This is a genomic window from Microbacterium sp. gxy059 (assembly GCF_050958665.1).
In the GTDB taxonomy this organism is placed as follows: domain Bacteria; phylum Actinomycetota; class Actinomycetes; order Actinomycetales; family Microbacteriaceae; genus Microbacterium.
Window position 1 is genome coordinate 30743 of the sequence record NZ_JAMXWT010000007.1, and the last position, 12739, is coordinate 43481.

Annotated in this window: 12 protein-coding genes; 5 read left to right on the forward strand and 7 right to left on the reverse strand. The window is 72.1% G+C overall.

Features of this window, described 5'->3' with window-relative positions; genetic code table 11:
- Positions 1-12: 12 nt before the first annotated feature.
- The 3 genes from NHL53_RS06015 to ehuA are packed head-to-tail and all read left to right on the forward strand — an operon-like array spanning position 13 to position 2175.
- Positions 13-723: an amino acid ABC transporter permease gene (locus NHL53_RS06015; RefSeq protein ID WP_433775944.1), complete on the forward strand. Its 711-nt coding sequence runs from the start codon at positions 13-15 to the stop codon at positions 721-723.
- Positions 720-1376 carry an ectoine/hydroxyectoine ABC transporter permease subunit EhuD gene (gene ehuD, locus NHL53_RS06020; protein WP_433775945.1) on the forward strand — a complete coding sequence of 219 codons (657 nt, stop codon included), beginning with the start codon at positions 720-722 and terminating at the stop codon, positions 1374-1376. The genes NHL53_RS06015 and ehuD overlap by 4 nt, the downstream gene beginning before the upstream one ends.
- Entirely contained in the window at positions 1363-2175 is an 813-nt protein-coding gene (gene ehuA, locus NHL53_RS06025) for an ectoine/hydroxyectoine ABC transporter ATP-binding protein EhuA (RefSeq protein ID WP_433775946.1), read from the forward strand. Before ehuD ends, ehuA begins: the two co-directional genes overlap by 14 nt.
- A gap of 102 nt (positions 2176-2277) precedes the next feature.
- Here the strand turns inward: ehuA and NHL53_RS06030 are convergent, their stop codons facing one another.
- The 7 genes from NHL53_RS06030 to NHL53_RS06060 all read right to left on the reverse strand — a co-directional run bounded on the left by NHL53_RS06030 (position 2278) and on the right by NHL53_RS06060 (position 9898).
- A complete protein-coding gene (locus tag NHL53_RS06030) occupies positions 2278-2895 on the reverse strand; it encodes a TetR/AcrR family transcriptional regulator (protein ID WP_433775947.1) in 618 nt (205 codons plus the stop codon).
- A gap of 4 nt (positions 2896-2899) precedes the next feature.
- Positions 2900-4573, reverse strand: a complete 1674-nt coding sequence (locus NHL53_RS06035) for an ABC-F family ATP-binding cassette domain-containing protein (RefSeq protein WP_433775948.1) — start codon at positions 4571-4573, stop codon at positions 2900-2902.
- A gap of 39 nt (positions 4574-4612) precedes the next feature.
- A complete protein-coding gene (locus NHL53_RS06040; RefSeq protein WP_433775949.1) occupies positions 4613-5503 on the reverse strand; it encodes an ROK family protein in 891 nt (296 codons plus the stop codon).
- A complete protein-coding gene (locus NHL53_RS06045) occupies positions 5500-6426 on the reverse strand; it encodes a carbohydrate ABC transporter permease (protein WP_433775950.1) in 927 nt (308 codons plus the stop codon). The genes NHL53_RS06040 and NHL53_RS06045 overlap by 4 nt, the downstream gene beginning before the upstream one ends.
- Positions 6423-7409 carry a carbohydrate ABC transporter permease gene (locus tag NHL53_RS06050; protein WP_433775951.1) on the reverse strand — a complete coding sequence of 329 codons (987 nt, stop codon included), beginning with the start codon at positions 7407-7409 and terminating at the stop codon, positions 6423-6425. Before NHL53_RS06050 ends, NHL53_RS06045 begins: the two co-directional genes overlap by 4 nt.
- A 5-nt stretch (positions 7410-7414) precedes the next feature.
- Entirely contained in the window at positions 7415-8686 is a 1272-nt protein-coding gene (locus tag NHL53_RS06055) for an extracellular solute-binding protein (RefSeq protein ID WP_433775952.1), read from the reverse strand.
- Between the two features lie 78 nt (positions 8687-8764).
- The gene (locus tag NHL53_RS06060; RefSeq protein ID WP_433775953.1) at positions 8765-9898 is read right to left on the reverse strand and encodes an ROK family transcriptional regulator; all 1134 of its coding nucleotides are present in this window, start codon (positions 9896-9898) and stop codon (positions 8765-8767) included.
- Positions 9899-10020: 122 nt separating this feature from the next.
- Here NHL53_RS06060 and NHL53_RS06065 point away from each other — a divergent pair, with 122 nt between their 5' ends.
- Together NHL53_RS06065 and ald are read left to right on the forward strand one after the other, a co-directional pair.
- Complete coding sequence (locus NHL53_RS06065; protein ID WP_433775954.1) at positions 10021-11523, forward strand: beta-N-acetylhexosaminidase; 1503 nt, start codon at positions 10021-10023, stop codon at positions 11521-11523.
- Positions 11524-11647: 124 nt separating this feature from the next.
- Positions 11648-12733, forward strand: coding sequence for an alanine dehydrogenase (gene ald, locus NHL53_RS06070; protein ID WP_433775955.1), 1086 nt, complete (start codon positions 11648-11650; stop codon positions 12731-12733).
- Positions 12734-12739: the final 6 nt, after the last annotated feature.

Below are 12739 nucleotides of genomic sequence, written 5' to 3' on the forward strand. Positions count from 1 at the left end.
CGCGCGATTCTCGTGAGTGATCATCTCGAGGCGCTGGGGAGGCGCCTGCCGCAGATCCTCGACGGACTCCTCATCACCGTCGAGCTGACGATCGGCGGCGCCCTCCTCGCGCTCGTCATCGCCGTCGCACTCGGGCTGCTCGCGCGGTTCGAGAACATCCTCGTGCGGGGCTTCGCCCGCGTGGTCATCGAGTTCTTCCGCGGCACGTCGCTCGTCGTGCAGCTGTTCTTCCTGTTCTTCGTGCTGCCGCTGCCGCCGTTCTACATCGAGATCGAGCCGGTCGCGGTGGGCATCATCGGGCTCGGGCTGAACTACGGCGCCTACGCGGCGGAGGTCGTGCGCGGATCCATCGACTCCGTCCCGAGGGGGCAGTGGGAGGCGACGATCGCGCTGAGCATGTCGCGCGCGCAGCGCATGTGGCGGGTCATCTTCCCGCAGGCGTGGGCGCTCATGATCCCCTCGCTCAACAACCTGCTGATCCAGCTGCTGAAGGGGACGGCGGTGGTCTTCACGATCACGATCGTCGACATGACGGCCGTGTTCAACAAGCTGCGCGTGGAGACCGACGTGTTCTTCTCGTACTCGATCGCGCTCGTGATCTACTTCGTGCTCGCGTACGCGCTCTCGACCCTCATGGGCCTCCTGGAGCGCCGCGCGACCGCCAAGCTCGGGCGCCGCACGAAGCTCCAGACCGTGCCCGAGGTGGAAGGAGCCGCCGCATGATCGACGAATCCCTCTGGAACTGGGATCACGTCTGGGCGGCCCTGCCCGACATGCTCGTCGCCTTCGTGAAGGTGACGCTGCTCGTCACCGCCCTCGGCAGCGTGATCGCGATCGTGCTCGGTCTCGTCATCGCGCTCGTCCGCCGCCGCGCCCCGCAGCCGATCTCCGGCGTCGTGACGTTCCTCATGAACTTCATCCGCATGACGCCGCTGGTCGTGCAGCTGCTCTTCGTCTACTACGCGATCCCCAGCGTCCCGGGCATCGTGGTCGGCATCGTCGTGTTCGGCGTGCACTACGCGACGTTCATGGCCGAGGTGTACCGGGCCGGGATCGACGCGGTGCCGACGGGCCAGTGGGAGGCGACGACCGCCCTCAGCATGTCTCCCGCGCGCACCTGGATCGCGGTCGTCATCCCCCAGGCGGTGCGGGCGACCGTGCCCGCCCTCGGGAACTACGTCATCTCGATGTTCAAGGAGACCCCGTTCCTCGTCGCGATCGCGGTGATGGACATGGTCGGCACCGCCCGCGAGTACGGCGCCGGGACGTTCCGCTTCACCGAGGTGATCATCGTCGCGGGCGTGCTCTTCCTCGTCGCGAGCTACCCCACGTCCCTCCTCATCGCACGATTGGAGAAGCGCCTTGCCCACTACTGACAGCCACACCGGCGCCATCACCCTCCCCGACGGGGAGGTGCCCGCGATCCGATTCGACGGCATCGTGAAGAGATTCGGCGACCACACCGTGCTCGACGGCCTCGACTTCACCGTGCGCAAGGGCGATCGCGTGACGCTCATCGGGCCCAGCGGGTCCGGGAAGACGACGATCCTGCGCCTCGTCATGACCCTGGAGGAGTCGCAGGGCGGCTACATCCTCATCGACGGCAAGCCGCTGACGCACGTCGAGCGCGACGGCAAGCGCGTGGCGCTGAAGGAGAAGCACCGCACCGAGATGCGCAAGCGCATCGGCATGGTGTTCCAGCAGTTCAACCTGTTCCCGAACATGACCGTGATCGAGAACATCATCGAGGCGCCGGTGCACGTGCTGGGCATCCCGAAGGCCGACGCGCGGCGCCGCGCGCACGAGCTGCTCGAGCAGGTGGGGCTGCCCGACAAGGCCGACGCGCATCCCACGTCGCTGTCGGGCGGTCAGCAGCAGCGCGTCGCGATCGCCAGGGCCCTCGCGATGGATCCCGAGATCCTCCTGCTCGACGAGGTCACGAGCGCGCTCGACCCGGAGGTCGTCGGCGAGGTGCTGTCGATCCTGCGCGACATCGCGGAGAACACCGACGTGACGATGCTCATCGTCACGCACGAGATGCAGTTCGCGCGCGACGTGTCGAACCGCGTGCTCATGTTCGACGGCGGGCGCATCGTCGAGGAGGGCACGCCGGAGGAGATCTTCGCGAACCCGCAGGAGCAGCGCACGAAGGACTTCCTCGCGGCGGTGCTGTAGCGGCCGGGGGGAGATCTCGCCGCACGACTCCTGAGCACCCGCGAGCGACCACGAAATCCGCGAGTGACCAAGAAATTTCGTGGTCGCTCGCGGATCTCATGGTCACTCGGCGCGCGTGCCGCCCGCCCCGATCCGCGTGAGGAGTCGCAGGTGCGCGCGGAGGATGCGGCGGAGGTCGGCCGTCGCGAGGTCGCCGTGCGGGGTGATCGCGTCGATCGTCAGGCCGCCGATCAGCGCCGAGAGCTGGGCCGCCGCGAGATCGGCGTCCGGCGCCCCGACGGCCGCGAGGGCGTCGCGCAGCACCGCCGCGAGATCCGCGCCCATCCGCCCCGCGACATCGCGGAACACGGGCATGGTGCGGGAGGCCGCGATGAGCTCCATCACCACGGTCACCTCGTCGCGGCGCGCCTCGTCGACGGGCAGCACCGCCTCGACCAGCTCCTGCAGCGCCTCGAGCGCCGCTTCTCCCCGCAGGGCGCGCAGCGCCTCGACCGGATGCGCCGCGAGCCGCCTCCCCATCCGCTCGCCCGCCTCCTCCGCGGCGGCGGCGAGCAGGTCGTGATGGCCATCGAAGAAGTGCCGCACCGAGCCGATGTTCAGGCCGGCCTCGTCGGCGACCTTCCGCAGCGACATCCCCGCGACGCCCTCGGCGACGACGAGGCGGAACGCCGCCTCGACGACCCGCTGCCGCCGCGCGACCGGATCGATCCGCGCGGGCACGCCCTCAGCCCCTCTCCCTGGCGACGCGCCCCTCATCCCAGACCGGGTCGTCGCTCTCGTACACGCGCCCGTCGGCGCCGAACACGACGAACCGGTCGAAGTCGCGCGCGAACCACCGGTCGTGCGTGACGGCGAGCACCGTCCCCTCGAAGGCGCGCAGCGCCCCCTGCAGCGCCTCGGCCGAGACGAGGTCGAGGTTGTCCGTCGGCTCGTCCAGCAGCAGCATCGTCGCGCCGCCCAGCTCCAGGAGGAGCACCTGGAACCGCGCCTGCTGGCCGCCGGACAGCGCGTCGAACCGCTGCTCGGCCGATGCCGCCAGCTCGTACCGCGCGAGCGCCCGCGACGCCTCCTCGCGCGGCATCCCCGCGCGCCGGTCGTCGCCCCTGTGCAGGATCTCGAGCAGGGTGCGCCCCACGAGATCGGGGCGCCCGCGGTTCTGCGCGAACCATCCCGGCCTCACCCGAGCGCCCAGACGCGCGGATCCCGCATGCGGCACGGGCTCCACGACGGCGTCGGCGACCGGCTCCTGCCCCGGTTCGGGATCGGCGCCGCCCGCCGCGAGCAGGCGCAGGAAGTGCGACTTGCCGGATCCGTTCGAGCCGAGCACCGCGATCCGGTCGCCGTACCAGGCCTCGAGGTCGAACGGCCGCATCAGCCCCGTCAGCTCGAGCCCGTCGCAGACGAGCACCCGCTTGCCCGTGCGCCCGCCGCGCAGCCGCATCTCGAGGTGCTGCTCCCGCGGCTGCTCCTCCGGCGGCCCGGCCTGATCGAAGCGCTCGAGCCGCGTCTGCGCCGCGCGATAGCGGGACGCCATGTCGGAGTTGTACGCGGCCTTCTGCTTGTACATGAGCAGCAGCGCGCGCAGCTTCGCGCGCTCCTCGTCCCAGCGGCGGCGCAGCTCGTCGAGGCGCTCGAACCGCCGCTCCCGCGCACGGTGGTAGGTCTCGAAGCCTCCCGCGTGCGTCCACGAGGTGCTGCCCGCCGCGCCGAGCTCGAGCGTCGCGATCGAGGTCGCCGTGCGGGCGAGCAGCTCGCGGTCGTGGCTGACGTACAGCACGCCCTTGTCCGTCGCGCGCAGCCGCTCCTCGAGCCACCTCTTCCCGGGCACGTCGAGCGAGTTGTCGGGCTCGTCGAGCAGCAGCAGGTCGTCGGGCCCGGCGAGCAGCGCTTCCAGCGCGAGCCGCTTCTGCTCCCCGCCCGAGAGCGTGGACACCGCGCGATCGCGGCACCGGTCGAACGACGTGCCGAGCGCGGCGACCGTGCAGGTGTCCCACAGCACCTCGGCGTCGTATCCGCCCGCGTCGCCCCAGGCGGAGACGGCGTCGGCGAAGGCCATCTGGGATTCCGTGGTCCCGCTCTCCTCCATCGCCGCCTCGGCACGGGACAGGCGCCGCGCCGCCTCGCGGATCCGGGGAGGAGCGACCGACAGCAGCAGCTCGCGCACCGTTCCTCCGGGGAGGAACTGACGCATCACGCCGAGGCTCCCGTCGCGGGAGACGGCGCCGTCCTCCGCCGGCACCTCGCCGAGGATGATGCGCAGCAGCGTGCTCTTGCCAGCCCCGTTGGCGCCGATGAGGGCCACGCGCTCCCCGTCGCCGACGCGCAGCGACACGTCGCGCAGCAGGGGGCGCCCGTCGGGGAGCGCGTACGACATCGATGCCGCCTCGAGGTGAGCCATGGCCGCAGATTATCACGCCTGTGATAAACGGTCGGCTCCTCAGGCGAGCGCGAGCTCCTCCGGGAGGAGCGCCGCACCGCGCGCGGGGGCGTGGGCGACCTCGGACCCCCAGACGACGCGGTCGGCGAGGGCGAGCGTCGCGAGGAACGGCGCGGCCGCCGCCTCCGCGCGGAGCTCGCGGAGCACGAGGGGGCGCAGCCGCTCCCCCAGGTCGACGACGCCGCCGCCGAACACGATCCGCTCCACGTCGACCGACAGGGCGAGCACCCGCACGGCGGCCGCGATGGCGCGCACCGCGTCGTCGCGGATCCCCCTGGCGCGGGCATCGCCCGCATCGGCCGCGTCGAACACCTCGCGCACGGGCAGCGCCGCGTCGCTCCCCCAGCGGCGCCCGATCGCGCCGCCGCCCGTGAACGCCTCGATGCAGCCGCGCTGCCCGCAGGGGCACTCGGGCCCCGCGGGGTCCACCACGAGATGGCCGATCTCGCCCGCGGCGCCCGACGCCCCGCGCTGCAGGCGCCCGTCGAGGACGAGCCCCGCGGCGACGCCCGTGCCGATGTTGAGGAGCGCCAGCGACCGACCGCCGCGCGCCGCGAACTCGCCGAGGGCCGCCGCGCGCACGTCGTTGTCGACCGCCACGGCCGCGCCCGTGCGGGAGGCGAGCTCCGCCGCGAGCTCGAGGTCGACGACGCCGAGGTTCACGGCATGCCGCACGCGACCCGCGTCCACGAGCCCGGGGATCCCGATCCCGATCGACGCGGCCCCGTCGGGGGCGAGCAGGTCGACCGCCGCGAGGATCGTCTCGACGACCCCGTCGTTGCCGGTGCGGGTGGGCATCCGCACCTCGTCGACGATCGCGCCTGAGGGGCCGAGCGCGACGCCGGCGACCTTCGAGCCGCCGACGTCGAGCCCGATGCGCCTGGCCGTCATCCCTTGACCGCCCCTCCCACCATGCCCTGGGCCATGCGGCCCTGCACGATGAGGAAGAAGATGATGACGGGGATCGCGCACAGCGTCGACCCGGCCATGATCGCCGCCCAGTCGGTCTCCTTCGTCGCCTGCACGAAGGCGCGCAGCCACACGGGAAGGGTGCGGGTCTCGGGGCGCGTCATGACGACGAGCGCGTAGATGAACTCGTTCCACGCCTGGATGAAGACGAACACGCCGGTGGCGGCGAAGCCCGGGCCGAGCAGCGGGAACGTGACCCGCCAGAACGCGCCCATCCGGCTGCATCCGTCGATCATCGCCGCCTCCTCGAGCTCCGCGGGCACGCCGGCGACGAAACCGCGCAGCGTCCAGATCGTGAACGGCAGCACCATCGCGATGTACACGGCGGTGAGGCCGATCGCGCTGTTCAGCAGCTGCCACGAGTCGAGCACGCGATAGGTCGAGATGATGAGCGCCTCGACGGGGATCATCTGGATCACGAGGATCCCGATGATGATGCCCTTGCGGCTGCGGAAGCGGAACCGGCTGAGCGCGAGCGCCGCGAAGAACGCGAACAGCAGCGCCACGAGCACGGCCGTGATCGTCACGACGGCGCTCATCGCGAACGCCGGGAGGAACGCGATGCTGCCGCTCGGCTCGGTGATGACCTCGACGAAGTTCGACAGGGTGAACTGGTCGGGCCAGAAGTGCGGCGTCGACGAGGTGACGACCGAGTTCGGCAGGAGCGCCGAGTTGATCATCCAGTACACGGGGAACGCGCTCGCGACGAACACGATCACGGCGGCGACGTTCAGCAGCGTGCGCGAGACGGCACGGCGCGGCGAGAGACGGCGCGCTTTCCCGGTGCGGACGCCGCGCGGGGCCCGGTCGCCCGTCAGCAGGGCGCGGGTCTGGGTCGTGGTCACAGCTCCTCCTCGCGAACCGTCGCGAACACGTAGTAGCCCGAGACGACGAGCATGATGGCGACGAGGATCACGGCGATCGCGCCCGCGGCGCCCTGGTCGCCGCCGGCCGTCGCGACCTCGTAGATGTAGGTTCCGATGACGTTCGTCTCGCTGCGCAGGCCGCCGATCGTCTGCAGCGTGTAGATCTGCGTGAACACGCGCATGTCCCAGATGATCTGGAGCACGAGCACCACCACGACCACGCTGCGGATGAAGGGGAAGGTCACGGCGCGGAAGCGCTGCCACCCGTTGGCGCCGTCGAGCGACGCGGCCTCGAGCACCTCACCCGGCACCTGCATGAGGGCGGCGAACGTCGTGAACGCGACGAACGGCACGCCCATCCACGTGACGATCACGGTCGCCACGAAGAAGAAGCTGAACGGATCGAACAGCCACGAGTGCCCGATGAAGTCGACGCCCGTCAGCTGCGTGATCACGTAGTTGGCGAGCCCCGACCGGGTCTCGAAGATCCATCCCCAGATGGTCGTCGCCGAGATCGGCGGCATCGCCCACGCGAGCAGCAGGCCGATGGAGACGAGGATGCGCATGGGCTTCGCGAGCTTCGTCATCATCGCCGCGATGCCGACGCCCAGCACCATCGTGAGCGCCACGTTGACGCCCGCGAACGCGAGCGACCGCGTGAGCACGCCCCAGAACGCGGGGTCGGCGAGGACGCGCAGGTAGTTGTCGAACCAGACGAACTCCGGCGCCGCGCCGAAGATCTGGGCGCGCCCGTACTCCTGGAACGACATCACCAGGAGCTTCACGAGCGGCCAGCCCGTGAGGATCGCGACGATGATCCCCGCGGGGGCGAGGAGCGCGGCGGGGCCGCGCAGGAAGGATCCGCGCTTCGGCGGGCGACGCGGCCCGGATCCGGTCTTCTGGGGGGCGGGCCCCGGCGCGGAGGTCGCTCCGCGCCGGGGCCTCGTGGCTGTCTGCGTCATGGGGATCAGCCGTTGAGGATCTGCTCGATCTCCGTGTCGAGCGTCTCGGCGAGCTGGGCGACGTCGCCGCCGTTCGCGATCTGGACGAAGAAGTCCTGCAGCAGCTGCGCGGCCTCCACGTCGGCCCACTTCGGCGAGGCGGGCGTGAGCTTGGCGTTCGCGGCCGCCTCGGCGATCTGCGCGGCGAGCTCGGGGGTCGCGCCGGCGGTCTTGTCGCCGCGCGACGTGAGGGCCGGGACGAGACCGCCCTCGGCGAGGATGGTCTGGTACTCCTCGCTGAGCATGATCTTCAGCGCGCTCTCGGCCTGCTCGGGGCTGTTCGACTTCGCGGCGATCGCGATGTTGGATCCGCCGGCGAACACCTGCGCGGCGCCGCCGTCCTTGCCCGGCAGGGCGAAGGATCCGAGCGTGTCGGTCACGGCGGTGTCGTTGCCGTCGTCATCGGCGACGATCGACCAGTAGCCCCAGCTGGGGACGGAGAGGGTCGTCGCCTCCTCCTCGCGGAACGGCACCCAGGCGTCGGTCTCGTCGCCGTCCTTCGGCGCCTTCGACGAGGCCATGAGCTCCTGCACCTGCTCGAGGCCCGCGATCGATTCGGGGCTGGAGAGCTGCGCGTCCCACTCGTCGCCGTCCTGCACGGCGATCTCGCCGCCGTTCTCCCAGATGAACGGGAGGGCGTTGTACCAGTCCTTGCCGGGGAACCAGACGCCCGAGACGCCCGTCGCCTCGGCGAGCGTCGACGCGTTGGCGACGTACTCGTCGAGCGTGGTCGGCGCCTCGATGCCTGCCTCCTCGTACATCGCGGTGTTGTAGAAGACGATGCGCGAGCCCGAGTAGTACGGCACGGCGTAGACGGCGTCGTCGTACGTGCCGGCCTCGACGAAGCCGGGCAGCAGGTCGTCGCCGCCGAGGTCGTCGTAGATGTCGGTGAGGTCGCGGAACGCGCCCGCCGACGTGAAGGCCGCGGCCTGGGTGTTGCCGACCTCGACGATGTCGGGGCTGTCGGATCCGGACAGGCTCGTCGTCAGCAGGTCGACGAGGCCCGTCCACTGCTGCTCCTCGATCGTGAGCGTCCAGCCCTCGTTCTCGGACTCGAACGTCTCCTTCAGGTAGTCGCGCGCCTCGTCGGGGGTGTCCGACCCGACGAGCCAGACGCGCAGCTCGCCGGAGTCGGCAGAGCCTCCGCCGCCCTGGTCGCCGGATCCGCCGCTGGCGCAGCCGCTGAGGACGAGGGCCGTGGCGCCGACGATGGCGAGGCCTCCGATCATCCGCTTCATGGGAGTTCCTTCTCTCTTGGTGGGGCGCCCGGGGTCGTTCCCGGGCGGTGCGAGGGATATGGGTGTGTGAGGTGGGTCTCAGGCGACGCCGAGGCGTCCGGACATGACCATCGCGACGGCTCCGCGCAGCACGATGTCCTCGCCCTGCGATGAGCGCGCGACCTGCACGCCGTCGTGGAAGTCGGCGAGCGTGCGCTCGCGCAGCGTCGCGATCGTGTGGGCGATGAAGTCGTCGTCGTACAGCTCCGCGGGGCCGGCGATGACGATCTCGGCGAGGTCGAGCACGCCGACGACGGGCGCGAGCGCGATGCCGAGGCGCTCGGCGGCCTCCCGCAGCACGATCGCGCGGTCCTCGCCCGCGGCGATGCGGCTCGCGAGCGCCTGCGCCGAGACCCACGCCTCGAGGCAGCCGTGCTTGCCGCACGCGCAGAGGGGGCCGCCGTCGGTGCCGACCGTGACGTGGCCGATCTCGCCGGCGGCGTTGCGGGTGCCGAGCACGGGGCGCCCGTCGAACAGGAGCGCGGCGCCGAATCCGCGGCCCATGCGCACGAGCAGCAGCTCGGATCCGGAGGCGCCGAGGATCCACTCCGCGAGCGCCGCGGCGTTCGCGTCGTTCGCGACGATGACCGGCAGGTCGAGAGCCTCGTGCACGAGGCTCTCGAGGGGCACGTCGTGCCAGCCGAGGTTCGGCGAGACGAGCACGCGCCCGTCGGGCGCGACGATGCCCTGCGCGCCGATGCCGACGCCGAGGAGGGGCCGGGTGGCGACGGCGACGAGCTGGCGGGCGAGCGAGATCGTCGCCTCGACGGCCTCGTCGCCGGCGCGGTCGGCGGGGCGCGGCACGCTCGCGCGGGCGATCTCGGTGCCGTCGAGGTCCATGACGACGCCGACGAAGGCGTCGGCGCCCGACAGGTCGATTCCGACGACCTGGTGCCCGGAGCGGTCGATGTCGACGAGGATGGCGGGCTTGCCGGGGCCGGAGGCGCGGCGCGCGCCGTGCTCGACGAGCAGCCCCCCGTCGATGAGCTCGGCGACGAGGTCGGAGATCGTCACGCGCGTCAGCTCGGTGCGGCGCGCGAGGTCGGCGCGGCTGAGCGGCTCGCCGTTCTGGAACAGCGTCTGCAGCACGAGGGCGCGGTTGTGCGCCCGGACGTGTCCGGGCGAGACCTTCGCGCGGCGGGCCGTGCCCCGCGTCATCTCCGTCGATGGCATGTTTGGAAGTAGACCTTACAAATCGACCTCGCGCAAGCCCGGAGCGGATATTCGTGAGGAACATTTACAAATCCGAGACCTGTGTCGACGTCGGGCCCTCCGCGCTGATACCGTGCCTCGCTATGGCCCTTCCCCTCCTCCCCCTGCCCCAGTCGATCGACGAGCGCGACGGGGCGCTCGCCCTCGGGTCCGGGCTCGCCGTCGACGCCGACGATGCACTCCGCGCCGAGGCCGACCTGCTCGCGCGCGACCTCGCCGAGCGCATCGGATCCGGCCCCGCCGCCGACGCCCCGACCCTGACGCTCCGCCTCGGCGGCGACCACGGCGAGGAGGGGTACGCCCTCGCGGTCGACGAGACCGGCATCGCGATCGAGGCCTCCGCCCCCGCGGGCGCCTTCTGGGCCGGCCGCACCCTGCTGCAGCTCGTGGAAGGCGCGGGATCCGCCGCGCGCGTCCCGGCGGTCGAGGTGCGCGACGCCCCGCGCTTCGCTTACCGCGGCGTCATGCTCGACATCGCGCGGCACTTCCACCCGGTCGAGACGATCGTGCGCCTCATCCGGCAGGCGAGCGACCTGAAGAAGAACGTGCTGCACCTGCACCTCACCGACGACCAGGGGTGGCGCATCCGGCTCGACTCTCGGCCCGAGCTCGCGGAGGCCGCATCGGGATCCTCCGTGTGGGGCGACCCCGGCGGGTTCCTCACGCGCGACGACTACGCGACGATCGTGCGCGCCGCGGCCGAGCGGCACATGACGGTGGTGCCCGAGGTCGACGTGCCCGGCCACACGCACGCGGTCGGGCTCGCGTATCCCGAGCTCGCGGCGGATCCCGTCATCAGCGACGCCGTGCGCGAGGTCGCCGAGATCTACGGCGGGGGCCTCCCCGTCGCGGGCGAGCCGTACCACGGCCTCGGCGTGGGCTTCTCGTCGCTCGTCGCGGACGCGCCGGGCGTCGACGACTTCCTCCGCGACGTCTTCGGAGAGCTCGCCGAGATGACGCCCGGCCCGTATCTGCACCTCGGCGGGGACGAGGCGCTCGGCACGCCTCCCGACGTGTACCGCGAGTTCACGGCGCGCGCCGCGCGGATCGTCGCCGAGACGGGGAAGACCCCGATCGCGTGGCACGAGGCGGGCGCGGCGTCGACGCCGGAGGGGGCGATCGGGCAGTACTGGGGCCTCCTCGAACCGACCGACGGCGCCGACGAGAAGGCCAGGGCGTTCGTCGCGCGCGGCGGCCGGGTGATCCTCTCCCCCGCAGACGCGATCTACCTCGACATGAAGTACGACGCCGATCAGGCCGTGGGCCTGACCTGGGCGAACGGGCCGACGAGCGTCGAGCGCTCGTACCGATGGGATCCCGCGGGCGTCATCGAGGGGCTCGACGAGCGCGACGTCCTGGGCGTCGAGAGCGCGCTCTGGACCGAGACCGTGCGCACCCGCGACGACATCGACCACCAGGTGCTCCCGCGCCTCGCGAGCGGCGCGGAGGCGGGCTGGTCGGCGCCGCTCGGATCGACCCCCGAGCGCACCTGGGAGGGCTTCCGGTCGCGCGTCGCGGGCCTCGCGGGCGAGTGGGAGCGGCAGGGCGCGCGGTTCTTCCGCTCGCCCGAGATCCCCTGGAGGTGACGGACGGCCGAGTGCAATCTGCCCATCACGCGGCGCCGCGCTCTCGCAATCTGACGACGGATCTGCGACACTGAGGGGAGATTCCGTCACCGTCGACCGCGTCGACCGTCCGAGGAGTGCATCGATGAAGATCGCCGTCCCCACCGAGGTCAAGAACAGCGAGGGCCGCGTCGCCCTCACACCCGCCGGCGCCGACGCGCTCGTGCACGCGGGGCACGAGGTGATCGTGCAGCGCGGGGCGGGCGAGGGATCCCGGATCCCCGACAGCGCCTACGAGGCGGCAGGGGCGCGCATCGCGCCCGACGCCGAGGAGACGTGGGGCGAGGCCGATCTGCTCGTGAAGGTGAAGGAGCCCACGCCCGCCGAGTTCGGCTTCCTGCGCGACGACCTCACGCTCTTCGCCTACCTGCACCTCGCCGCCGATCGTCCGCTCACCCGGCGGCTCGTCGAGGCGGGGACGACCGCGGTCGCCTACGAGACGGTGCAGCTCGCCGACCGGTCGCTGCCCCTGCTCACCCCCATGAGCGAGGTGGCGGGCCGCCTGTCGATCGTGAACGGATCGCACCACCTGCTGCGCACGAAGGGCGGGCGCGGCATGCTGCTCGGCGGCATCGCGGGCACGCCGCGGGGCCGGGTCGCGGTGATCGGCGGCGGCGTCGCGGGCGAGCACGCCGCGGCGAGCGCGCTCGGCCTGGGGGCGCAGGTCACGGTGCTCGATGTGAGCCTGCCGCGGCTGCGCGAGCTCGAGCGCCGCTACGGCGGCGCGCTCGAGACGCGGCACTCGACCCGCCACGCCGTCGCGGAGGCCGTCGCGGGCGCCGACCTCGTCGTGGGATCCGTGCTCATCCCCGGCGCCGCCGCGCCGAAGCTCGTGACCGACGACATGGTGCGCGCCATGCGGGCCGGATCCGTGCTCGTCGACATCGCGATCGACCAGGGCGGCTGCTTCGAGGGGTCCCGCCCCACGACCCACGACGACCCCGTGTTCCCGGTGCACGACGTGCTGTTCTCGTGCGTCGCGAACCTGCCGGGCGCCGTGCCCGAGACGTCGACCCGCGCGCTCACGAACGCGACGCTCCCCTACATCCAGCGCATCGCCGACCTCGGCTGGGACGCCGCGGCCGCCGCCGACCCCGCCCTCGCGAAGGGCCTCAACGTCGCCGCCGGCGAGATCGCGAACGCCGGCGTCGCGGAGGCGTTCGCGGGCTGAGGCTGC

Bases quoted from the DNA above. Each gene is read 5' to 3' on its own strand.
- ehuD (WP_433775945.1), top strand. From the start codon at position 720: ATGATCGACGAATCCCTCTGGAACTGGGATCACGTCTGGGCGGCCCTG.
- NHL53_RS06035 (WP_433775948.1), bottom strand. From the start codon at position 4,573: ATGGCTCACCTCGAGGCGGCATCGATGTCGTACGCGCTCCCCGACGGG.
- NHL53_RS06040 (WP_433775949.1), bottom strand. From the start codon at position 5,503: ATGACGGCCAGGCGCATCGGGCTCGACGTCGGCGGCTCGAAGGTCGCC.
- NHL53_RS06050 (WP_433775951.1), bottom strand. From the start codon at position 7,409: ATGACGCAGACAGCCACGAGGCCCCGGCGCGGAGCGACCTCCGCGCCG.
- NHL53_RS06055 (WP_433775952.1), bottom strand. From the start codon at position 8,686: ATGAAGCGGATGATCGGAGGCCTCGCCATCGTCGGCGCCACGGCCCTC.
- NHL53_RS06060 (WP_433775953.1), bottom strand. From the start codon at position 9,898: ATGCCATCGACGGAGATGACGCGGGGCACGGCCCGCCGCGCGAAGGTC.
- NHL53_RS06065 (WP_433775954.1), top strand. From the start codon at position 10,021: ATGGCCCTTCCCCTCCTCCCCCTGCCCCAGTCGATCGACGAGCGCGAC.
- ald (WP_433775955.1), top strand. From the start codon at position 11,648: ATGAAGATCGCCGTCCCCACCGAGGTCAAGAACAGCGAGGGCCGCGTC.